The 22,809-nt window shown below is 41.4% G+C and carries 25 protein-coding genes; 22 read left to right on the forward strand and 3 right to left on the reverse strand.

The window, feature by feature from the left end:
- Positions 1 to 389 precede the first annotated feature (389 nt).
- The 13 genes from HF881_RS09475 (at position 390) to dnaJ (ending at position 12,702) form a co-directional block, all read left to right on the forward strand.
- Complete coding sequence (locus HF881_RS09475; protein WP_169447282.1) at positions 390 to 1,118, forward strand: hypothetical protein; 729 nt, start codon at positions 390 to 392, stop codon at positions 1,116 to 1,118.
- Positions 1,119 to 1,452: 334 nt separating this feature from the next.
- On the forward strand, positions 1,453 to 2,652 hold the full coding sequence (locus HF881_RS09480; RefSeq protein ID WP_169447283.1) for a phosphoglycerate kinase: 1,200 nt from the start codon (positions 1,453 to 1,455) through the stop codon (positions 2,650 to 2,652).
- A 135-nt stretch (positions 2,653 to 2,787) separates the two neighbouring features.
- On the forward strand, positions 2,788 to 3,315 hold the full coding sequence (locus tag HF881_RS09485; protein ID WP_061421691.1) for an aromatic acid exporter family protein: 528 nt from the start codon (positions 2,788 to 2,790) through the stop codon (positions 3,313 to 3,315).
- 76 nt (positions 3,316 to 3,391) lie between these two features.
- Positions 3,392 to 3,748 (forward strand): transcriptional repressor GlnR, encoded by a 357-nt coding sequence (glnR, locus tag HF881_RS09490; protein ID WP_169447284.1) that lies wholly within the window; start codon positions 3,392 to 3,394, stop codon positions 3,746 to 3,748.
- Between the two features lie 36 nt (positions 3,749 to 3,784).
- Positions 3,785 to 5,131, forward strand: coding sequence for a type I glutamate--ammonia ligase (gene glnA / locus HF881_RS09495; RefSeq protein WP_169447285.1), 1,347 nt, complete (start codon positions 3,785 to 3,787; stop codon positions 5,129 to 5,131).
- A gap of 113 nt (positions 5,132 to 5,244) precedes the next feature.
- Complete coding sequence (locus HF881_RS09500) at positions 5,245 to 5,565, forward strand: PadR family transcriptional regulator (protein ID WP_169447286.1); 321 nt, start codon at positions 5,245 to 5,247, stop codon at positions 5,563 to 5,565.
- A complete protein-coding gene (locus HF881_RS10645) occupies positions 5,565 to 6,140 on the forward strand; it encodes a DUF2812 domain-containing protein (protein ID WP_169447287.1) in 576 nt (191 codons plus the stop codon). The genes HF881_RS09500 and HF881_RS10645 overlap by 1 nt, the downstream gene beginning before the upstream one ends.
- 34 nt (positions 6,141 to 6,174) lie before the next feature.
- Positions 6,175 to 6,687, forward strand: coding sequence for a DUF2812 domain-containing protein (locus HF881_RS09510; protein WP_169447288.1), 513 nt, complete (start codon positions 6,175 to 6,177; stop codon positions 6,685 to 6,687).
- A gap of 161 nt (positions 6,688 to 6,848) precedes the next feature.
- On the forward strand, positions 6,849 to 7,883 hold the full coding sequence (gene hrcA, locus HF881_RS09515) for a heat-inducible transcriptional repressor HrcA (RefSeq protein ID WP_000255763.1): 1,035 nt from the start codon (positions 6,849 to 6,851) through the stop codon (positions 7,881 to 7,883).
- Positions 7,884 to 7,921: 38 nt separating this feature from the next.
- Complete coding sequence (gene grpE / locus HF881_RS09520) at positions 7,922 to 8,437, forward strand: nucleotide exchange factor GrpE (protein WP_169447289.1); 516 nt, start codon at positions 7,922 to 7,924, stop codon at positions 8,435 to 8,437.
- Between the two features lie 354 nt (positions 8,438 to 8,791).
- The gene (gene dnaK / locus HF881_RS09525) at positions 8,792 to 10,615 is read left to right on the forward strand and encodes a molecular chaperone DnaK (protein WP_000034667.1); all 1,824 of its coding nucleotides are present in this window, start codon (positions 8,792 to 8,794) and stop codon (positions 10,613 to 10,615) included.
- Between the two features lie 3 nt (positions 10,616 to 10,618).
- Complete coding sequence (locus HF881_RS09530) at positions 10,619 to 11,164, forward strand: hypothetical protein (protein WP_169447290.1); 546 nt, start codon at positions 10,619 to 10,621, stop codon at positions 11,162 to 11,164.
- Between the two features lie 401 nt (positions 11,165 to 11,565).
- Complete coding sequence (gene dnaJ, locus HF881_RS09535) at positions 11,566 to 12,702, forward strand: molecular chaperone DnaJ (protein WP_169447291.1); 1,137 nt, start codon at positions 11,566 to 11,568, stop codon at positions 12,700 to 12,702.
- A gap of 77 nt (positions 12,703 to 12,779) precedes the next feature.
- On the opposite strand, the gene HF881_RS09540 is transcribed toward dnaJ, so the two are convergent.
- From HF881_RS09540 to HF881_RS09550, 3 genes are all read right to left on the reverse strand, one after another.
- The gene (locus tag HF881_RS09540) at positions 12,780 to 13,439 is read right to left on the reverse strand and encodes a hypothetical protein (RefSeq protein WP_169447292.1); all 660 of its coding nucleotides are present in this window, start codon (positions 13,437 to 13,439) and stop codon (positions 12,780 to 12,782) included.
- Positions 13,440 to 13,502: 63 nt separating this feature from the next.
- Positions 13,503 to 13,781 carry a hypothetical protein gene (locus HF881_RS09545; RefSeq protein WP_169447293.1) on the reverse strand — a complete coding sequence of 93 codons (279 nt, stop codon included), beginning with the start codon at positions 13,779 to 13,781 and terminating at the stop codon, positions 13,503 to 13,505.
- Positions 13,782 to 13,790: 9 nt separating this feature from the next.
- A complete protein-coding gene (locus HF881_RS09550; protein ID WP_169447294.1) occupies positions 13,791 to 14,201 on the reverse strand; it encodes an HIT family protein in 411 nt (136 codons plus the stop codon).
- A 67-nt stretch (positions 14,202 to 14,268) separates the two neighbouring features.
- Between HF881_RS09550 and HF881_RS09555 the strand changes: the two genes are divergently transcribed.
- From HF881_RS09555 to infB, 9 genes are all read left to right on the forward strand, one after another.
- Positions 14,269 to 15,000: an ABC transporter ATP-binding protein gene (locus HF881_RS09555; RefSeq protein ID WP_169447295.1), complete on the forward strand. Its 732-nt coding sequence runs from the start codon at positions 14,269 to 14,271 to the stop codon at positions 14,998 to 15,000.
- Positions 14,997 to 16,046, forward strand: a complete 1,050-nt coding sequence (locus HF881_RS09560; RefSeq protein ID WP_169447296.1) for an ABC transporter permease — start codon at positions 14,997 to 14,999, stop codon at positions 16,044 to 16,046. Before HF881_RS09555 ends, HF881_RS09560 begins: the two co-directional genes overlap by 4 nt.
- 47 nt (positions 16,047 to 16,093) lie before the next feature.
- Positions 16,094 to 16,888: a phosphotransferase family protein gene (locus HF881_RS09565; RefSeq protein WP_169447297.1), complete on the forward strand. Its 795-nt coding sequence runs from the start codon at positions 16,094 to 16,096 to the stop codon at positions 16,886 to 16,888.
- Positions 16,885 to 17,520, forward strand: coding sequence for a tRNA (guanosine(46)-N7)-methyltransferase TrmB (gene trmB / locus HF881_RS09570; RefSeq protein WP_169447298.1), 636 nt, complete (start codon positions 16,885 to 16,887; stop codon positions 17,518 to 17,520). Before HF881_RS09565 ends, trmB begins: the two co-directional genes overlap by 4 nt.
- Positions 17,521 to 17,646: 126 nt before the next feature.
- Positions 17,647 to 18,126 carry a ribosome maturation factor RimP gene (rimP, locus tag HF881_RS09575; RefSeq protein WP_169447299.1) on the forward strand — a complete coding sequence of 160 codons (480 nt, stop codon included), beginning with the start codon at positions 17,647 to 17,649 and terminating at the stop codon, positions 18,124 to 18,126.
- A 43-nt stretch (positions 18,127 to 18,169) separates the two neighbouring features.
- Positions 18,170 to 19,306, forward strand: coding sequence for a transcription termination factor NusA (gene nusA / locus HF881_RS09580; RefSeq protein ID WP_169447300.1), 1,137 nt, complete (start codon positions 18,170 to 18,172; stop codon positions 19,304 to 19,306).
- Positions 19,307 to 19,327: 21 nt separating this feature from the next.
- Complete coding sequence (locus tag HF881_RS09585; RefSeq protein WP_000857555.1) at positions 19,328 to 19,621, forward strand: YlxR family protein; 294 nt, start codon at positions 19,328 to 19,330, stop codon at positions 19,619 to 19,621.
- On the forward strand, positions 19,614 to 19,913 hold the full coding sequence (locus HF881_RS09590; RefSeq protein ID WP_001041396.1) for a YlxQ-related RNA-binding protein: 300 nt from the start codon (positions 19,614 to 19,616) through the stop codon (positions 19,911 to 19,913). Before HF881_RS09585 ends, HF881_RS09590 begins: the two co-directional genes overlap by 8 nt.
- A 16-nt stretch (positions 19,914 to 19,929) precedes the next feature.
- Entirely contained in the window at positions 19,930 to 22,716 is a 2,787-nt protein-coding gene (gene infB / locus HF881_RS09595) for a translation initiation factor IF-2 (protein ID WP_169447301.1), read from the forward strand.
- Positions 22,717 to 22,809: the final 93 nt, after the last annotated feature.

Genomic DNA, 22,809 nt, shown 5'->3' on the forward strand with positions numbered 1-22,809 from the left:
AATTGAGATTGAATAGCTTGTAAGCCATAATAAAGTGTTTTTCAGCAACATGACCTCCAAATTCAGTCCGGTCATATTTCTGGACTTTGATTAGTTTATTTGATGCCGTAAAATTTCAATAAAATTGTGCACTTAATTTGACAATTCAAGGCTTAAAAATCGTGTAATAGTATCTTTAGATTTTCCCATCTTACTTTAGAAAAAAATTATGAAAGACTTCGAATTCGTTAAATTCTAATAAAACTTGGTCACAAGATTTATTGACGATTAATGATGTAAGTTGTATAATCTAACTAGGATACTGTTTATATATAATAATATTTTATAATTTTATTTATAAATTGCAGAGATTTTTTAAAAATATAAAATGACATAGGAGAATGTATATTATGGCAAATTATATTATGTTACATCAAAATAGAATTGAAGTAAAAATTGATGATATTACTGTATACTGTGATAATTTTAAAGGGAATCAAGATCCATATGTTTGGAGTGAAAGATTTCTGAATACATTTTGCAAAACTAATCAAATTAAAGCATCTCAACTTAAAAAGGGAGATACATTGTTTTGGTTTACCAGACAAGGAACCCCATCAGATGATAAGTGGTTTGTTGATTTAGTATTTATTGTAGACGAGATAATTTATTGGGAAAAGAGTGATAAAGTAGGAAAAGTAGGTGATAATCCTTTTGAACACTATAATGATGTCAAACTTTCAACAATACAATATGATGAATTTTCTTATAAAGATCATTATGAGTGGGCAAAAAATGATCATCCTAAAACAAGTAGTAGACCAAAGAGACGATTTACTATAGTTGCTTCAAAGGAGAGTTATCAACCACAAACTGAAAATAAAGAATTAATTGAAATAAACGATAAATGTATCCTTGATATGTTTAGTCATTCACCATATGGTGGGGGCGGGTTCAGGTGCAAAGAAATTACTGATAAACAAGTAAAGTGTATTGAGAATCATATACTTAACAAAAAGAAGATAGAATTGAAAGGAACTGACCTTTTTAAATTAAGGAGTAATAGTCAAAAGTGGGAGAGTAAGAAGTGGAGATGTGAGAGGTGGAAGAGAAAAAAATGGGAGAGTAAGGAATATTAGATAAGATAATTTGAACGGAACCGACTCTTTTAACATACAAAATAAAGTAATCTGAAAATTCATTGAAAGCCAATCTTTTGTATCGATAAAACTATATTTTTAAAACTAGGTATTAAGTTTGATTAAGTGAATTTTACAATTCTAAATATTACCATAGTCTCTACTCTTTCTACTATTTTTAGGAATCTAAATAAAGCTTGTTAAAATAAAGTCTATAGATAGATGAATCAATTTTTACAGAAATAAAGAACTGGAAAAGTGCAGGCTTTTGCTATCTCTTTTGCTGATTTTGTGATATAATTAACACGTATAAAAAAAGAAGGAGTCATATCTAATGGCAAAATTGACTGTTAAAGACGTTGACTTGAAAGGGAAAAAAGTTCTCGTTCGTGTTGACTTCAACGTTCCTGTAAAAGATGGCGTGATTACTAACGACAACCGTATCACTGCAGCTCTTCCAACTATCAAGTACATCCTTGAACAAGGTGGACGTGCAATCCTCTTCTCTCACCTTGGCCGTGTAAAAGAAGAAGCAGACAAAGCTGGTAAATCACTCGCTCCTGTAGCTGCTGACTTGGCTGCTAAGTTGGGACAAGAAGTTAAATTTATCCCAGGTGTTACACGTGGTGCTGAATTGGAAGCCGCTGTTAACGCTCTTGAAGATGGACAAGTTCTCTTGGTTGAAAACACTCGTTTTGAAGATGTTGACGGCAAGAAAGAATCTAAAAATGATCCTGAACTTGGTAAATACTGGGCATCACTTGGAGATGGTATCTTCGTAAACGATGCATTCGGTACAGCTCACCGTGCACACGCATCTAACGTTGGTATCTCAGCAAACGTTGAAAAAGCAGTTGCTGGATTCCTTCTTGAAAACGAAATTGCCTACATCCAAGAAGCTGTTGAAGCCCCAGAACGTCCATTCGTGGCTATCCTTGGTGGTTCAAAAGTTTCAGACAAGATCGGTGTTATCGAAAACTTGCTTGAAAAAGCTGATAAAGTTCTTATCGGTGGTGGGATGACTTACACATTCTACAAAGCACAAGGTATCGAAATCGGTAACTCACTTGTAGAAGAAGACAAATTGGATGTCGCTAAAGCTCTTCTTGAAAAAGCAAACGGCAAATTGATCTTGCCAGTTGACTCAAAAGAAGCAAACGCATTTGCAGACTACACTGAAGTAAAAGATACTGAAGGTGAAGCAGTAGACCCAGGTTTCCTTGGTTTGGATATTGGTCCTAAATCTATCGCTAAATTCGACGAAGCCTTGACTGGTGCGAAAACAGTTGTATGGAACGGACCTATGGGTGTATTTGAAAACCCTGACTTCCAAGCTGGTACAATCGGTGTCATGGACGCTATCGTGAAACAACCTGGCGTGAAATCAATCATCGGTGGTGGTGACTCAGCTGCCGCAGCTATCAACCTTGGTCGCGCAGACAAGTTCTCATGGATCTCTACAGGTGGTGGAGCGTCAATGGAACTTCTTGAAGGTAAAGTTCTTCCAGGATTGGCTGCGCTTACAGGAAAATAAGTTTTCTTAAATGAAACGATGAAAAGAGGAACTCTGTTTCCTCTTTTTTATAGTCTAAATTAAAAACGCTTCCGATTGATTTTGGCTCATAAAATCAACTAAATTATGATAAAATGGAAATAGAAAGTTGAGATTATGAGTTATTTTAAAAAATATAAATTTGATAAGTCACAGTTCAAGCTTGGTCTACGAACCTTTAAAACCGGAATTGCTGTTTTTCTAGTTCTCTTAATCTTTGGTTTTTTTGGCTGGAAGGGACTGCAAATTGGGGCTTTGACAGCAGTCTTTAGTTTGCGAGAAAGCTTTGATAAGAGTGTTCATTTTGGAACATCACGTATCTTAGGAAATAGCATCGGGGGTTTTTATGCTCTTGTCTTTTTCCTCTTAAATACCTTATTTCAAGAAGCTTTTTGGGTAACCCTACTAGTTGTTCCGATTTGCACCATGTTAACCATTATGACAAATGTTGCCATGAACAACAAGGCGGGAGTTATCGGTGGTGTAGCGGCTATGTTGATTATTACCCTATCAATACCAAGCGGAGAAACATTTTTGTACGTGTTTGCGCGCGTATTTGAAACATTTATGGGAGTTTTTGTCGCAATCCTTGTAAATTATGATATTGAGCAACTGAAACTCTTTTGGGAGAAAAAAAGAAAATAATGTTACATTTTGTAACATTATTCGTTGACGTATGTCTTTTTTTAGACTATAATAGACAGGAAGAAGGAAATTGTAAATGAAGGAAAGAGAATTTCGCCGAAATATAGCTGTTTTTCCTATCGGTAGTGTTATGAAATTGACCGATCTCTCGGCGCGTCAGATTCGTTATTATGAAGATCAAGAGTTGATAAAGCCTGATCGAAACGAAGGAAACCGTCGTATGTATTCGTTGAATGACATGGATCGTCTGCTTGAAATCAAAGATTATATCTCTGAAGGTCATAATATCGCTGCCATTAAGAAAAAATATGCTGAACGGGAGGCGAAGTCCAAGAAAGCCGTGAGTCAGACGGAAGTGCGTCGTGCGCTTCATAATGAGCTCCTCCAACAGGGACGCTTTGCTTCAGCGCAGTCACCTTTTGGTCGCGGTTAGGCAACCGCAAGTAGTCATACATTAAGGAGAAAAACTATGCCAATCACAGCTGCAGATATTCGTCGTGAAGTCAAGGAAAAAAATGTTACCTTTATTCGTCTCATGTTTTCAGATATTCTGGGAACCATGAAAAACGTCGAAATTCCTGCTACAGATGAACAGTTAGATAAGGTCTTGTCAAACAAAGCCATGTTTGATGGCTCTTCTATTGAAGGTTTTGTACGTATCAATGAGTCAGATATGTACTTGTACCCAGACTTGGATACATGGACAGTCTTCCCTTGGGGAGATGAAAACGGAAGTGTTGCAGGTTTGATCTGTGATGTCTATACAACAGAAGGTAAACCATTTGCAGGTGACCCTCGTGGCAATTTGAAACGTGCTCTTCGCCATATGGAAGAAGTAGGATTCAAATCCTTCAACCTTGGACCAGAGCCAGAATTCTTCCTATTTAAGTTGGATGAAAATGGGGACCCAACACTTGAAGTAAATGACAAGGGTGGCTACTTTGATTTGGCCCCTACTGACCTTGCGGACAATACACGTCGTGAAATCGTTAATGTCTTGACCAAAATGGGATTTGAAGTAGAAGCCAGTCACCACGAGGTTGCGGTTGGACAGCATGAGATTGACTTCAAGTACGATGAAGTTCTCCGTGCTTGTGATAAGATTCAAATCTTTAAACTTGTTGTTAAAACCATTGCTCGCAAACATGGTCTTTATGCTACCTTTATGGCGAAACCAAAATTTGGTATTGCTGGGTCAGGTATGCACTGTAATATGTCCTTGTTTGATGCAGAAGGAAATAATGCCTTCTTTGATCCAAATGATCCAAAAGGAATGCAGTTGTCTGAAACGGCCTACCATTTCCTTGGTGGTTTGATCAAGCATGCTTACAACTATACTGCCATCATGAACCCAACGGTTAACTCATACAAACGTTTAGTTCCAGGTTATGAAGCGCCTGTTTACATTGCTTGGGCTGGCCGTAACCGTTCGCCACTTGTGCGCGTGCCTGCTTCACGTGGAATGGGGACTCGTCTTGAGTTGCGTTCGGTGGATCCAATGGCAAACCCATACATCGCTATGGCGGTTCTTTTGGAAGTTGGTTTGCATGGTATTGAAAACAAAATCGACGCACCAGCTCCTATCGAAGAAAATATCTATATTATGACGGCAGAAGAGCGTAAAGAAGCTGGTATTACAGACCTTCCATCAACTCTTCACAACGCTTTGAAAGCTCTGACTGAAGATGAAGTTGTCAGAGCGGCTCTTGGAGAACACATCTACACAAGCTTCCTTGAAGCCAAACGAATCGAATGGGCAAGTTATGCGACCTTTGTGTCACAATGGGAAATTGATAACTATTTAGATCTTTACTAATATAGAAGAAAGATTGCCTGAGGGTGATCTTTTTTCTTGCGTTTTATATCGAGGTGTGATATATATTGTATAACGAAGTACGATATATCGAATTGAATGGGAGGTGGTTATAAATGGAATTAGCGGATAAGATTCGTCGGGTCTATCTTCCGATGACGGAAACAGGCTTTTATATCTTGTTTTGTCTACAGAAGGAGAACCATGGCTATGGTATTACCCAAAAGGTCAAGGAGATGACAGATTCGCAAGTCCTAATTAGTCCTGGTACTATGTATGGAACCTTGTCAAAAATGGAAAAGGATGGCTTGATTTCCTTTGTTCGCGAAGAGGAAAAACGGAAAATCTATCAGATAACAGATTTGGGACGAAAAGTTTTAGAGATTGAATTGAAACGTATTGAACGACTCTATAGAAACAGTCTGGAGGAAGGATGATGGAAAAGAAGGTTATTTATAGAATTGCTACCATTGCGGATTATGATAGAGAGGCTTTATATCTTAGAAAAATGCATGCTGAGGGGTGGAAGCTCAAGGAAGTAACCTACTCTAACTTAGTAGTTGCGGTTAAGTATACTTTTGAAAAGTGCCAACCGGAGCAGGTGTCTTATCAGTTAGACTTTTATCCAATGAAAAAATCAGAGAGAGCCTCCTATTTACAATTATTTAAAGACTGTGGCTGGGAGCATATTACAGACTTTAATGGTTTTTCCTACTTTAGAAAAGCACATTCTGAAATTGAATCGGATGCAGAATTTGAAATTTATAATGACGCGGCCGGGAAGTTAGCTGTAGTCAAACGGATTTTAATAATGCGAATGCTTCCTATTTTGCTTCTCTTTTTAGCTCTACTACCGGTTTTCTCAAAGTTTGTCAGTGGAGGTAGTTCTTTCAGTTGGGAATTGTTTTTGATTTTCATAATAGATTATGTTTTATTGATAGTTTTTGCGATTCAGATTTCTTATATTTTTTGGAGATTGTTCCAAAAGTGGAAAGAATTATCTGATAGTTGAAACAATACTTGTTTTCTGATTTGGAGGTCAGGCAATGAATAGCAAAGTACAATTTCGGATTTTCACCATTGTTGATTTGGACAAGGAAGAAGAATATTTGCATGAGATGCACTTGAAAGGTTGGAGGTATAGAACTAACCGTTTTGGTTTTTTCTATTTTGAACAATGCCAACCAGATGATGTCACCTATCATATCTATGATTCTCGCAATCTTAAAAAGTGTAAGCATGAACTGCAAGATTTTAGAAATAGAGGTTGGGAATCGATAGAAACAGGTTTTTGTTCAATTCTTCGTAAATCAGCTTCTGATTTACTTCCGGAGGATCAAGTCTATATGAATAAGGGGCTCAGGTGGGAAGTTATGCGGTCTAGACTTCGTTCATGTACAGCTACTTTCTTAGGTGGTTTTGTTGTCTGTATGAGTTTATTTAGAGAAGATCTTTCTATATCTTTCTTCATTATTTTTGTTCTATACGCTTTCCTGATTTCTTATCTGATCTATGGATATTACAGACTTAAAAGGAAATACCAAGTAGATGAAAGATAAGTTTCTAGGTCCTCAGACTGATTTTTAGCACTCTTGATAAAAGAGTGCTAATTTTTTGAGTTTTTGTCTTGACATTCTCTTCTAAGGGTGTATAATAGAATCATGAGTTAGCACTTGAGTGTATTGAGTGCTAATTGATCGGACAGAGAGGAGTGATGAAGATGGTTACAGAGCGTCAGCAGGATATTTTAAATCTGATTATTGACATCTTTACCAAAACGCACGAACCTGTCGGATCCAAAGCCTTGCAAGAGTCTATTAACTCTAGCAGTGCAACCATTCGTAATGATATGGCAGCTTTAGAAAAGCAAGGTTTGCTTGAAAAAGCTCATACTTCCAGTGGTCGGATGCCAAGTGTTGCTGGTTTTCAGTACTATGTGAAACACTCACTGGATTTTGACCGACTGGCTGAAAATGAGGTCTATGAGATTGTCAAAGCCTTTGATCAGGAATTCTTCAAACTGGAGGATATTCTACAAGAGGCTGCTAATGTCTTGACAGACTTGAGTGGCTGTACGGTAGTAGCACTGGATGTTGAGCCGAGCAGGCAACGGTTGACAGCCTTTGATATCGTTGTTTTGGGACAACATACTGCTCTTGCAGTTTTTACACTTGACGAGTCCCGAACGGTTACCAGTCAGTTTTTGATTCCAAGGAATTTCTTGCAGGAGGATTTGCTGAAGCTTAAGGCAATCATTCAGGAACGTTTCCTCGGTCACACCGTTCTAGATATTCACTATAAGATTCGGACGGAGATTCCGCAGATTATCCAGCGTTACTTTACAACGACGGACAATGTCATGGATCTCTTTGAACACATTTTTAAAGAAATGTTCAACGAAAACATTGTGGTGGCGGGCAAGGTCAATCTCTTGAATTTTGCCAATCTCGCAGCCTATCAGTTCTTTGACCAACCACAGAAAGTGGCTCTGGAGATTCGTGAAGGTCTGCATGAAGATCAGATGCAAAGCGTCCGTGTTGCGGACAGTCAAGAGTCTTGTCTGGCAGACCTAGCAGTGATTAGCAGTAAATTCCTCATCCCTTATCGAGGATTTGGAATTCTGGCGATTATCGGTCCGGTTAATCTGGATTACCAGCAATTGGTCAATCAACTCAATGTTGTCAATCGAGTACTAACTATGAAACTCACAGATTTCTATCGCTATTTGAGTAGTAATCATTATGAGGTGAGTTGAACATGAAATTACATAAATTCCTAAAAAGGAGGCGAAAAATGTCTGAGGAAATAAAAAACGAAGAAGTAAAAGAAGAGGAAGTGGTGGAAACGACTGAGGAAACAACTCCTGAAAAGTCAGAGCTAGACTTGGCAAATGAACGTGCGGATGAGTTTGAAAATAAATACCTTCGTGCTCATGCAGAAATGCAAAATATCCAACGCCGTGCCAATGAAGAGCGTCAAAACTTGCAACGTTATCGTAGTCAAGACTTAGGAAAGGCTATCCTCCCTTCTTTGGACAACCTTGAGCGTGCGCTTGCCGTTGAAGGATTGACAGATGATGTGAAGAAGGGCTTGGAGATGGTGCAAGAAAGCTTGGTTCATGCTTTGAAAGAAGAGGGAATCGAAGAAATCGCAGCCGACGGAGAGTTTGACCATAACTACCATATGGCTATCCAAACTCTCCCAGCAGACGATGAACACCCAGCAGACACTATTGCACAAGTCTTCCAAAAAGGCTACAAACTCCATGACCGCATCCTACGCCCAGCAATGGTAGTGGTCTATAACTAGGCAATTCTGACGGTTGCTGAAGCAACTCGTCAGAAAACGGCAATCGCTATGGCGTTTGCCTAGCCTCCTTACTAACTCGTCGTCGAAATAAAATCGATTTCGACTTCTCGTGTCGTAACATAATTGAAACCTTGTCCGAAACGACAATAAACTATGAAGAAAGATAAGAAATTGTTCAGCTTTGCAATAGTGAGCGGAGCGAACCAAAGGCGATACTCTTCGCCGTGGCGCTATTTGCGCAAACTTTGAGACCTTAGGCTCAAAGTTTAATCAAAGAGATTGACGAGTCAAGCTCTGACGGCGCCACCACTTAAGAAGAGTATCAAAAAGAAAAAACAACAAGGAGAAAAACACATGTCTAAAATTATCGGTATTGACTTAGGTACAACAAACTCAGCAGTTGCAGTTCTTGAAGGAACTGAATCAAAAATCATCGCAAACCCAGAAGGAAACCGTACAACTCCATCTGTAGTATCATTCAAAAATGGTGAAATCATCGTTGGTGACGCTGCAAAACGCCAAGCGGTAACAAACCCAGATACAGTTATCTCTATCAAATCTAAGATGGGAACTTCTGAAAAAGTTTCTGCAAACGGTAAAGAATACACTCCACAAGAAATCTCAGCTATGATTCTTCAATACTTGAAAGGTTACGCTGAAGATTACCTTGGTGAAAAAGTAACTAAAGCAGTTATCACAGTCCCAGCTTACTTCAACGATGCTCAACGTCAAGCAACAAAAGACGCTGGTAAAATCGCTGGTCTTGAAGTAGAACGTATCGTCAACGAACCAACTGCTGCAGCCCTTGCTTACGGTTTGGACAAGACTGACAAAGAAGAAAAAATCTTGGTATTCGACCTTGGTGGTGGTACATTCGACGTATCTATCCTTGAACTCGGTGACGGTGTCTTCGATGTATTGTCAACTGCAGGGGATAACAAACTTGGTGGTGACGACTTTGACCAAAAAATCATCGATCACTTGGTAGCAGAATTCAAGAAAGAAAACGGTATTGACTTGTCTACTGACAAGATGGCAATGCAACGTTTGAAAGATGCAGCTGAAAAAGCGAAGAAAGACCTTTCTGGTGTAACTTCAACTCAAATCAGCTTGCCATTTATCACTGCAGGTGAAGCTGGCCCTCTTCACTTGGAAATGACCTTGACTCGTGCGAAATTTGACGATTTGACTCGTGACCTTGTTGAACGTACAAAAGTTCCAGTTCGCCAAGCCCTTTCAGATGCAGGTTTGAGCTTGTCAGAAATCGACGAAGTTATCCTTGTTGGTGGTTCAACTCGTATCCCAGCCGTTGTAGAAGCTGTTAAGGCTGAAACTGGTAAAGAACCAAACAAATCAGTAAACCCTGATGAAGTTGTTGCTATGGGTGCTGCGATCCAAGGTGGTGTGATCACTGGTGATGTTAAAGACGTTGTCCTTCTTGACGTAACGCCGTTGTCACTTGGTATCGAAACAATGGGTGGTGTCTTCACAAAACTTATCGACCGCAACACTACTATTCCAACATCTAAATCACAAGTCTTCTCAACTGCGGCAGACAACCAACCAGCCGTTGATATCCACGTTCTTCAAGGTGAACGCCCAATGGCAGCAGATAACAAGACTCTTGGACGTTTCCAATTGACTGATATCCCAGCTGCACCTCGTGGAATTCCTCAAATCGAAGTAACATTTGACATCGATAAAAACGGTATCGTATCTGTTAAGGCTAAAGACCTTGGAACTCAAAAAGAACAAACAATTGTTATCCAATCAAACTCAGGTTTGACTGATGAAGAAATCGACCGCATGATGAAAGATGCAGAAGCAAACGCTGAAGCAGATAAGAAACGTAAGGAAGAAGTAGATCTTCGTAACGAAGTTGACCAAGCCATCTTTGCGACTGAAAAGACAATCAAGGAAACTGAAGGTAAAGGCTTCGATGCAGAACGCGATGCTGCACAAGCTGCCCTTGATGACCTTAAGAAAGCTCAAGAAGACAACAACTTGGACGAAATGAAAGCGAAACTCGAAGCATTGAACGAAAAAGCTCAAGGACTTGCTGTTAAACTTTACGAACAAGCCGCAGCAGCACAACAAGCTCAAGCAGGAGCAGAAGGCGCACAAGCAACAGGAAACGCAGGCGATGACGTCGTAGACGGAGAGTTTACTGAAAAATAAAAAATGAGTGATAAAGCTTATAAGTATTTAAAAGACATTATTTTACCTGTTGTATCAATAGTCGTTTCAGGTTTCATTGCTTTTTCTGCCTACACTGTATCTAAAGAGGCTCAGAAGGTTAATGGCAATTCTGGTGTATTACGTTATGAAATTAATGCAGTGATGAAAGATGATGACTTAGAGGTAACAATAAAACCAACTTCTGGATTTATTCGTAAGGTAATCTTTATTAATTTTTCAGATGGTGTTGTTAATGATATTAATATCAGTGATGCTTCATACACTGAAAATAAGGCTCAAGGAAAAATTACAGCAATTAGTACTGTTTCATCTAGTTTGATGACAAAAAAAGATAATAAACAATATGTTTTTTATATTGTTGAAGGAGGAAATGGGACTCGTTATTTAAATATGGTCGTTTCTGAAGAAGGGAAGCAACCGGTGGTTTATGATGAGTTACAAATCTTAAACAATTCAGAAAGCCCAGAGTTTAACGATTTTAGGAATCTGAGAAATAAATTACATCAAGAGAAATTTATTGCCGGTTAGTTTGACTGAAAGCTTTTTCTAATGGAGTCGGTTAATATTTCCGACTCCTATTTTAGAATAATTAAGTGAATCAATCATTTATTAATTCGACACTACATGGGGAAACAAGAATAAAAACAGGACCCAATCTTATTTTTGGAATTAGTTTAAAAGTAATTAAGGAATTATAATTTTAGCAATTGAACCCGAGTTCCTAAGTTTCTGATTCAATATAAAAGAAAGGAATTAAACCCGACCTAAATCATGGTTTGATTCACAATATCAATAGAAAGGAACAAAGAGTGTTCGTAACTGAACACGGGCTATGGACTGTGCCAAAAAGATAGTTTTTTCTAGGACGTAAGCGTCCGTCGTCAAAACTCCTAGATGGCTGTGTCCGTTTAACGCCCTTGGTATCTTGTATGAACAATACTGAATTTTATGATCGTCTGGGGGTGTCCAAAAACGCTTCGGCAGACGAGATCAAAAAGGCTTATCGTAAGCTTTCAAAAAAATATCACCCAGATATCAACAAGGAGCCTGGTGCTGAGGAAAAGTACAAGGAAGTTCAAGAAGCCTATGAGACCTTGAGTGACGAACAAAAACGGGCAGCCTACGACCAATATGGTGCTGCAGGTGCCAACGGTGGCTTTGGTGGTACTGGCGGTTTCGGTGGCTTTGACGGAGCAAGTGGCTTCGGTGGTTTTGAGGATATTTTCTCAAGTTTCTTCGGTGGAGGCGGAGCTTCGCGCAATCCAAACGCCCCTCGTCAAGGGGATGACCTCCAGTACCGTGTGAATTTGACTTTTGAAGAAGCTATCTTTGGAACGGAAAAAGAAGTGAAATACAACCGTGAAGCAAGCTGTCGTACATGTAACGGATCTGGTGCTAAGCCAGGAACAAGTCCAGTCACTTGTGGACGCTGTCATGGCGCTGGTGTCATTAACGTTGATACGCAGACTCCTCTTGGTATGATGCGTCGCCAAGTAACTTGTGATGTCTGTCATGGGCGTGGAAAGGAAATCAAAGATCCATGTACTACATGTCACGGAACAGGCCATGAAAAACAAGCTCATAGCGTACATGTAAAAATCCCTGCTGGTGTGGAAACTGGCCAACAAATCCGCCTAGCTGGTCAAGGTGAAGCAGGCTTTAATGGTGGACCTTACGGGGACTTGTACGTGGTAGTTTCAGTTGAAGCCAGTGATAAATTTGAACGTGAAGGAACAACTATTTTCTACAAGCTGAATCTCAATATTGTCCAAGCAGCTCTAGGAGATACTGTGGAAATTCCAACCGTGCATGGAGATGTTGAATTGGTCATCCCAGAGGGAACTCAGACTGGCAAGAAATTCCGCCTACGTGGCAAGGGGGCTCCGAGCCTTCGTGGTGGTGCCGTTGGTGACCAATACGTTACAGTTAATGTCGTGACTCCGACAGGCTTGAATGACCGCCAAAAAGCAGCGCTTAAAGAATTCGCAGCTGCAGGTGACTTGAAAGTCAATCCAAAGAAAAAAGGCTTCTTTGACCATATAAAAGATGCCTTTGAAGGAGAATAAAGTAAAAAGAGCCGACTGGCTCTTTTTGTGTTATCTTTGAAAATTTAGCGTCGAAAAATCATTTTCCAGTTAGCCGACTATTTATACTTTTGAGTAAGCAGACCAGCTGCATCCATCTCCTGGATGAGTTGCTTGATTTCCGCTTCTTTACCTGGCTTAACGGTGACGGTATCAATGTGTTTGATTGCCGAATTATCCTGAATATCCACCAAAGTCAAAGCTTTTTCATAGAATGCAATTCCCTTTTTTAGACTTTCCTGATCATTCCAAAAGAGAATTGAGTAATTGGGATTAAATTTCTTTCCGATTTCTTGGAGATACTTCTCGCTTTCTTTCTCTAAAAACTGCAATAAACCATGATTGAACAAGTTATCCCCTACTTTATAGTAGGAAATTTCTCCTGTCTGGAGGACATAGACTTCCAGTCGGTTTTTGGTGAGTTTTGGACTTTGTTTTAGGACAGGGTGACTATTGATGGCCTCGTCTGAGAAAGTAACATAAAAATTTAAGCCTCCACCCTCGAATTGATACCTTCCATTTGATTCTACTTTCTCAGGAGGCATGTCAAGGGAGATAAAGATTTGTTTTAAGGTTTCATTTCCTTTTTGGATGTCACTCGGTGAGGCCTTGAAAAGATTCATCAGTAGTAGAAATGCCAAGGCTGCAAGCAGGCAGAGGCAACCACAAGGGATCGCGATGACCTTCGCTAGAACTTTTAAAAACTGTTTCACTTTCATTCCCTCCCTTTTCTGTTCGAATCTAGTAACCCAAAATGGATTTAAGGAAACTTGGAGGCTCTCTTATCCTTGTTTTTCTTCTTGGAGGACCGCCATTCTGGTTTGGAAATCTTTTTCCAAGACTTTGAATTTATAGGTTAAGTCTTTTTGGTATTCCTTGATGAGGGCTTTTTGTTGGTCGATGATTTGTAGGCTGTTTTGGATGACATCCAAATCCTCCTTCATAGCTTCGACACGGTCGCTAGTATCCATAAATTCCTCTGTGATGGTTTGGCGATTTTTCACGACAAAATAACTTCCAGCTGCAGCTCCTGCAAATAGCAGTAGATTTGATAGTTTCATGGCATCTCCTTAAGCGTTTTTAATGGTTTCAGAGACTTGAGCAAGTTTGTCAAAGTCAGGTTCGTGGGCGATAAAGTCAATCTTGAGGTCATCTTCTGCACCGTAGCGAGGTACGAGGTGCACGTGAGTATGAAAGACTGTTTGACCAGCAACTTCCTCACAGTTGGCGATGATATTCATGCCGACAGCCTTGGTAGCCTTCATAACTTTTTGAGCTACCAGTGGCACTTGGGCAAAGAGTTGGCTGGCGCTGGTAGCATCCATCTCCAAGAGATTGCGGTAGTGCTCTTTTGGTACGACCAAGGTGTGTCCAGGCGTTACTTGAGAGATATCAAGAAAGGCAAGAACCTGCTCATCCTCGTATACTTTTGAAGCAGGAATCTCCCCTGCGATGATCTTACAAAAAATGCAATCTGACATAAAATCCACCTCTACTGTATTGAATTTTGATATAATATAGCTACATTATACCAGATTCGGAGAAAATATGTTAGAAATTAAAAACCTGACAGGAGGCTATGTTCATGTTCCTGTCTTGAAAGATGTGTCCTTTACCGTTGAAAGTGGGCAGTTAGTCGGTTTGATTGGTCTCAACGGTGCTGGAAAATCAACGACTATCAATGAGATTATCGGTCTGTTGACACCTTACAGTGGAGAAATCAAGATTAATGGTCTTACCCTGCGAGAAGATGCGACCAACTACCGCAAGCAGATTGGTTACATTCCTGAAACGCCTAGCTTGTACGAGGAATTGACCCTCAGAGAGCATATCGAGACGGTTGCCATGGCTTATGGTATTGAGCAAAACCTAGCTTTTGAGCGAGTAGAACCTTTGTTGAAAATGTTTCGCTTGGATCAAAAATTAGACTGGTTTCCTGTCCATTTCTCAAAAGGAATGAAGCAGAAGGTTATGATTATCTGTGCTTTTGTCGTGGATCCGAGTCTTTTCATCGTAGATGAACCTTTCCTTGGGCTCGATCCGCTGGCTATCTCTGACTTGATTCAGCTTTTGGAAGTGGAAAAGCAAAAAGGCAAGTCCATTCTAATGAGTACCCACGTGCTGGACTCGGCGGAGAAGATGTGTGACGCCTTTGTCATTCTCCACAAGGGAGAGGTGCGGGCTCAGGGGAACCTCCAGCAACTCCGCGAGGCCTTTGACATGCCTGAGGCTAGCCTGAACGACATTTACTTGGCCCTGACCAAGGAGGAGAAGCTATGAAAGACTTGTTTTTAAAGCGAAAGCAGGCTTTTCGTAAGGAGTGTGTCGGTTATCTGCGTTATGTTCTCAATGACCACTTTGTCTTGTTCCTGCTGGTTCTCATCGGTTTTCTAGCTTACCAGTACAGTCAACTCTTGCAAGATTTTCCTGAAAATCATTGGCCTATTCTCTTGTTTTTGGGGATTGTATCTGCCTTGCTTTTGGCTTGGGGAGGGATTGCCACTTATATGGAGGCACCTGACAAGCTCTTTCTCTTAGTCAGTGAAGAGGAGGTTAAGTCTCACCTCAAAGGGCAGACAGTGCGTTCACTGCTCTTTTGGCTATTGGTACAGACTCTTTGCTTACTTCTTTTTGCGCCCTTGTTTTTAGTCATGGGTTATGGCTTACCAGTTTTTCTCATCTATGTGTTTTTATTGGGGGCTGGGAAATACCTGATTTTTCGTCAAAAAGTTAGTAAATTTTTTACTGGGAACGGAATTGACTGGGACTATGTCATTGCCCAAGAAAGCAAGCGCAAGCAAGTCTTACTTCGTTTCTTTGCTCTCTTTACTCAGGTCAAGGGTGTTTCAAATAGTGTCAAACGTCGCGCTTATCTGGATTTCATCCTAAAGACTGTCCAAAAGGTGCCTGGGAAGATCTGGCAAAATCTCTATCTTCGTTCTTATCTGCGAAATGGAGATCTCTTTGCCCTCAGTTTGCGTCTCTTGCTCCTGTCCTTGTTAGCTGAGATCTTTATCGAGCAAGCTTGGATCGCGACAGCAGTAGTGGTTCTGTTTAACTATCTCTTGCTCTTTCAGTTATTGGCCCTCTATCATGCCTTTGATTACCAATACTTGACCCAGCTCTTTCCACTAGAAAAAGGGGAGAAAGAGAAGGGATTGAAACAGATTGTAGTCGGTGTGGGAAGTGCAGTTCTTTTGTTAGAATTGCTGGTCGGAGCAGTGGTTTTTCAAGAAAAAACAGCCTTGTTGGCTCTTGTAGGGGCTAGTCTCTTCCTACAATTGTTTTATTTACCTTACCAACTGAAAAGACTGGTTGACGAATAGACCAAAAACTAGTAGAATAGTAAGGAAACTTTATACGGAGGAAAGAAATGGACTTGGGTGATAATGAGCTAACGCTGACCCCTATACCTGGGAAGAGCGGCAAGGCTTATATGGGAAGCTACCCTGATGGGAAGCGCGTCTTTGTAAAAATGAACACCTCTCCAATCCTACCTGGCCTAGCCAGAGAACAAATCGCTCCTCAATTACTATGGACTCGTCGCTTAGCGGATGGTCGTGATATGTGTGCCCAGGAATGGTTGACGGGCAAAATCTTGACACCGCACGATATGAACCGCAAGCAGATCATCAATATCTTGACACGTCTCCACCGCTCACGTCCCTTGATGAAGCAGTTGAGCCGTTTGGGATATACCATGGAGACGCCAGTAGACTTGTTGCAGTCTTGGAGGCAAGAAGCACCTGAAGTCTTGAAACGACATCAGTACTTAAACTCGGTGATTGATGATTTGCGCAGGACAGTTCCAGGCTTTAGGGAAGACCATGCAACGATTGTACATGGGGATCTTCGCCATAGTAATTGGATTGAGACAGAGAGTGGACTCGTTTATCTAGTGGATTGGGATTCGGTTCGTTTGACGGATCGTATGTTTGATGTAGCGCATTTGCTATGCCACTACATTCCAGATCATCAGTGGCGTCAATGGTTGAGAGACTACGGCTATAAGTACAATCAGACAGTTCTGGAAAAATTGTATTGGTACGGTCAGTATTCTTACTTGAGCCAGATTACCAAATACTTTGTAAATCAAGATTTAGACAATGTAAACCGGGAGATTTATGCCTTGCGTGTCTTCCGTGACAAGTATGGAAAGAAAAGATGAGAGTAAGAAATCGTAAAGGGGCGACAGAGTTACTTGAGGCCAATCCCCAGTATGTTGTCCTCAATCCCTTGGAAGCTAAAGGGAAATGGCGAGACTTGTTTGGAAATGATCATCCTATTCATGTAGAAGTTGGAAGTGGGAAAGGGGCCTTTGTATCAGGAATGGCCAAGCAAAACCCTAATATCAACTATATCGGGATTGACATTCAAAAGTCGGTATTGAGTTATGCCTTGGATAAGGTATTAGAAGTTGGAGTGACCAATATCAAGTTGTTGTGGGTAGATGGTTCTGATTTGACGGACTACTTTGAAGACGGTGAGATTGATCGTCTCTACCTAAACTTTTCAGATCCTTGGCCTAAAAAACGCCATGAAAAACGTCGTTTAACTTACAAGAGTTTCTTGGATACCTTCAAACGTATCTTGCCTGAGAATGGGGAAATCCATTTCAAGACAGACAATCGTGGCTTGTTTGAGTACAGTCTAGTGAGCTTTTCTCAGTATGGGATGAAGCTCAATGGTGTTTGGCTGGACTTGCATGCCAGTGATTTTGAAGGCAATGTCATGACGGAGTATGAGCAAAAATTCTCCAGCAAAGGTCAAGTGATCTACCGAGTTGAGGCAAAATTTTAAGAAATAGCTTAAAAACCAGCCGTTTGAGTGCTTATACTTTACATAAATTGACAAACGTGCTATACTGATAGTAAGAATATGAGAAAGAGAGGCGGGGAAATATCTTCGCCTCTTGCTTATGAGGAGGTGGACATAATCGCAACAATCGTAGAATTAGTCAGAGAAGTTGTAGAACCTGTCATCCAAGCGCCTTTCGAGCTCGTGGATATCGAGTATGGAAAGATCGGCAGTGACATGATTCTCAGTATTTTTGTAGACAAACCTGAAGGAATTACCTTGAACGACACGGCAGACCTGACAGAAATCGTCAGTCCTGTCCTAGACACTATCAAGCCCGATCCCTTCCCAGAACAATATTTCCTAGAAATCACCAGTCCAGGCTTGGAACGTCCTTTGAAAACCAAGGATGCAGTCGCTGGAGCAGTTGGAAAATACATTCATGTCGGGCTCTACCAAGCCATCGATAAGCAAAAAGTCTTTGAAGGAACTCTGTTGGCCTTTGAAGAGGATGAGTTGACCATGGAATATATGGACAAAACACGTAAGAAAACCGTCCAACTTCCATACAGTTTAGTATCAAAAGCACGTTTAGCAGTTAAATTATAGAAAAAGAAAGGATAGCTTTTGAGGATTCAAAAGTGAAGAAAACATGAGTAAAGAAATGCTAGAGGCCTTCCGCATTTTGGAAGAAGACAAGGGAATCAAAAAAGAAGACATCATCGACGCAGTAGTAGAGTCGCTTCGTTCCGCTTATCGCAGACGCTATGGTCAATCAGATAGCGTAGCCATCGACTTCAACGAAAAAACAGGTGATTTTACAGTTTATACTGTCCGTGAAGTTGTTGATGAAGTGTTTGATAGCCGTTTGGAAATCAGCTTGAAAGATGCTCTTGCCATCAATTCAGCCTATGAACTTGGAGACAAAATCAAGTTTGAAGAAGCACCAGCTGAGTTTGGTCGTGTAGCAGCCCAGTCTGCTAAACAAACCATCATGGAAAAAATGCGCAAGCAAACACGTGCCATCACTTACAATACTTACAAGGAACATGAACAAGAAATCATGTCTGGTACAGTAGAACGTTTTGACAACCGTTTCATCTACGTCAATCTTGGTAGCATCGAAGCCCAATTGTCCAAACAAGACCAAATCCCTGGAGAAGTTTTTGCTTCTCATGATCGTATCGAAGTTTATGTTTACAAGGTTGAAGACAATCCTCGTGGCGTGAACGTCTTTGTCAGTCGTAGCCATCCAGAGATGATTAAGCGTTTGATGGAGCAAGAAATTCCAGAAGTCTACGATGGAACTGTCGAAATCATGAGCGTAGCCCGCGAAGCTGGTGACCGTACTAAAGTTGCCGTTCGTAGCCATAATCCAAACGTGGACGCTATCGGGACAATCGTTGGGCGTGGTGGTGCTAATATCAAGAAAATCACCAGCAAATTCCACCCAGCTCGTTACGACGCTAAGAGCGACCGTATGGTTCCTGTAGAAGAGAACATTGACGTTATCGAGTGGGTAGCGGATCCAGCAGAGTTTATCTACAATGCCATCGCACCTGCAGAGGTTGACCAAGTTATCTTTGATGAAAACGACAGCAAACGTGCCTTGGTCGTTGTACCTGATAACAAGCTTTCTCTTGCCATCGGTCGTCGTGGACAAAACGTTCGCTTGGCAGCTCATTTGACAGGTTACCGTATCGATATCAAGTCTGCCAGTGAGTTTGAAGCTATGGAAGAAGCAGGTCAAGTGGATTACGCAGCTGCGGATGAATTAATCGAAGAATAAAAGCTGCTAGAGGAGGGAAAGATGAAAACAAGAAAAATCCCTTTGCGCAAGTCTGTTGTATCTAACGAAGTGATTGACAAGCGTGATTTGCTCCGCATTGTCAAGAACAAAGAAGGAGAGATCTTTATCGACCCGACAGGCAAGGCCAATGGCCGTGGCGCTTATATCAAGCTAGACAATGCAGAAGCCCTAGAGGCAAAAAAGAAGAAAGTCTTTAACCGTAGCTTTAACATGGAAGTGGAAGAAAGCTTTTATGACGAGTTGATCGCCTATGTTGATCACAAAGTAAAAAGAAGAGAGTTAGGACTTGAATAAGCAAAAGATAAGCAATCTCTTGGGACTTGCTCAGCGAGCAGGTCGGATCATATCAGGTGAGGAATTGGTGGTCAAGGCCATCCAAGACCAGAAAGCCAAGCTAGTCTTTCTAGCCCATGATGCTGGTCCCAATCTAACCAAAAAGATTCAAGATAAAAGTGACTATTATCAAGTAGAAGTTATAACCGTGTTTTCAACACTGGAATTAAGCATAGCAGTCGGAAAATCAAGAAAGGTTTTGGCTGTGACAGATGCTGGATTTACAAAGAAAATGAGGTCTCTTATGGAATAGAAGAGGAGGACATGATTTGTCTAAGAAAAGATTGTACGAAATCGCAAAAGAACTTGGAAAAGAAAGTAAAGAAGTTGTAGCGCGTGCAAAAGAGTTGGGCTTGGATGTAAAAAGCCACTCATCGAGCGTGGAAGTTACTGCTGCTGAGCAAATCGCAGCTAGCTTTAAGTCTGCATCCGCTCCTAAAGCAGAAGTAAAACCTGCAGCACCAAAAGCAAGTGTAGAAAAGAAAGCTGAAAAGCCTGCATCAGCTAAACCAGCTGCCGCTAAGGAAGAAAGCAAACCAGTTGCACCTGTAGCTCCTAAGGAAGAAAAAGTGGTGGCTGCAAGACCGCAGAGCCGAAACTTCAAGGCGGAGCGTGAGGCACGTGCCAAAGAGCAGGCAGAGCGACGCAAACAAAACAAGGGCAACAACCGTGACCAACAACAAACCAGTAACCGTCCGAAAAATGACGGCCGTAATGGTGGTAAACCTGGTCAAGGAAACCGCGACAATCGCCGATTTAACGACCAAGGGAAGAAACCACAAGGTCAAGGAAATCGTGGCAATGATCGCCGTCAGCAACAAGACTTCCAGCCAAAACCAGCTGGACCACGTGTTGACTTTAAAGCCCGTGCTGCAGCCCTAAAAGCAGAGCAAAATGCAGAGTACGCACGCTCAAGCGAGGAGCGCTTCAAACAATCGCAAGCTGCTAAAGAAGCTTTGGCTCAAGCTAATAAACGCAAGGAGCCTGAGGAAATCTTTGAGGAAGCTGCTAAGTTAGCTGAACAAACTCAGCCAGCCGTAGCAGTAGCTCCTGTAGCTAAAGAAGCGCCAGTGGATACACGTCGTAAAAAACAAGCTCGACCAGACAAAGAACGTGACGATTATGATCACGAAGAAGATGGTCCTAGAAAACAACAAAAGAATCGAAGTAGTCAGAATCAAGTGAGAAATCAAAGAAATAGTAACTGGAATAACAATAAAAAGAATAAAAAAGGCAACAAGCAAAATAACCGCAATCAGGCACCAAAACCTGTTACAGAACGTAAGTTCCATGAATTGCCAAGCGAATTTGAATATACAGATGGTATGACTGTTGCGGAAATCGCAAAACGTATCAAACGTGAACCAGCTGAAATCGTTAAGAAACTATTTATGATGGGTGTTATGGCCACACAAAACCAATCTTTGGATGGAGAAACCATTGAACTCCTATTGGTAGATTATGGTATCGAAGCCAAACAAAAGGTTGAAGTGGACAATGCGGACATCGAGCGCTTCTTCGTCGAAGATGGTTATCTCAATGAAGATGAACTGGTTGAGCGTCCACCAGTTGTAACCATCATGGGACACGTTGACCATGGGAAAACAACTCTCTTGGATACCCTTCGTAACTCTCGTGTTGCGACAGGTGAAGCAGGTGGTATCACTCAGCATATCGGTGCCTACCAAATCGTTGAAAACGGCAAGAAGATTACCTTCCTTGATACACCAGGACACGCGGCCTTTACATCTATGCGTGCGCGTGGTGCATCTGTTACCGATATTACTATCTTGGTTGTAGCGGCCGACGACGGGGTTATGCCTCAGACTATCGAAGCCATCAACCACTCAAAAGCAGCCAACGTTCCAATCATTGTAGCCATCAATAAGATTGATAAACCAGGTGCCAATCCAGAACGTGTTATCGGTGAATTGGCAGAACATGGAGTCATGTCAACAGCTTGGGGTGGGGATTCTGAGTTTGTCGAAATCTCAGCTAAGTTCAATCAAAACATCGATGAACTCTTGGAAACGGTCCTTCTTGTGGCTGAAATCCAAGAACTCAAGGCAGACCCAACAGTTCGTGCGATCGGTACCGTTATCGAGGCTCGCTTGGATAAAGGAAAAGGTGCGGTCGCAACCCTTCTTGTTCAACAAGGTACGCTGAATGTTCAAGACCCAATTGTTGTCGGAAATACCTTCGGTCGTGTCCGTGCTATGACCAATGACCTTGGTCGTCGTGTCAAGGTCGCAGGCCCATCAACGCCAGTTTCTATCACAGGTTTGAACGAAGCGCCAATGGCGGGTGACCACTTTGCCGTTTACGAAGATGAAAAATCTGCGCGTGCAGCAGGTGAAGAGCGTGCGAAACGTGCCCTCATGAAACAACGTCAAGCCACCCAACGTGTCAGCCTTGAAAACCTCTTTGATACGCTTAAAGCTGGTGAACTTAAGTCCGTTAACGTCATCATCAAGGCCGATGTACAAGGTTCAGTTGAAGCCCTTTCTGCCTCACTTCAAAAAATCGATGTGGAAGGTGTGAAGGTTACTATCGTTCACTCAGCGGTCGGTGCCATCAATGAATCTGACGTGACTCTTGCCGAAGCTTCAAATGCCTTTATCGTTGGTTTCAACGTACGCCCTACACCACAAGCGCGTCAACAAGCAGAAGCAGACGATGTGGAAATCCGTCTCCACAGCATTATCTACAAGGTTATCGAAGAGATGGAAGAAGCTATGAAAGGGATGCTTGACCCAGAATTTGAAGAAAAAGTTATCGGTGAAGCAGTTATCCGTGAAACCTTCAAGGTATCTAAAGTGGGAACCATCGGTGGATTTATGGTTATGAGTGGTAAGGTTACCCGTGATTCTAAAGTTCGTGTCATCCGTGACGGTGTCGTTATCTATGACGGCGAACTCGCAAGCTTGAAACACTACAAAGACGACGTCAAAGAAGTTACTAACGGTCGTGAAGGTGGATTGATGATTGATGGCTACAATGATATCAAGATGGATGATGTGATTGAGGCTTATGTCATGGAAGAAATCAAGAGATAAGATTTTTGCTCCTTTCTTAGGTGGTGAGGGACGCAAGCAAACCGATGGTTTCATTGCTTATTTTTGAGCCTAGAGTCTCAAAAATCCCCTGTG

The organism is Streptococcus sp. WB01_FAA12, assembly GCF_012843315.1.
Taxonomy (GTDB): domain Bacteria; phylum Bacillota; class Bacilli; order Lactobacillales; family Streptococcaceae; genus Streptococcus.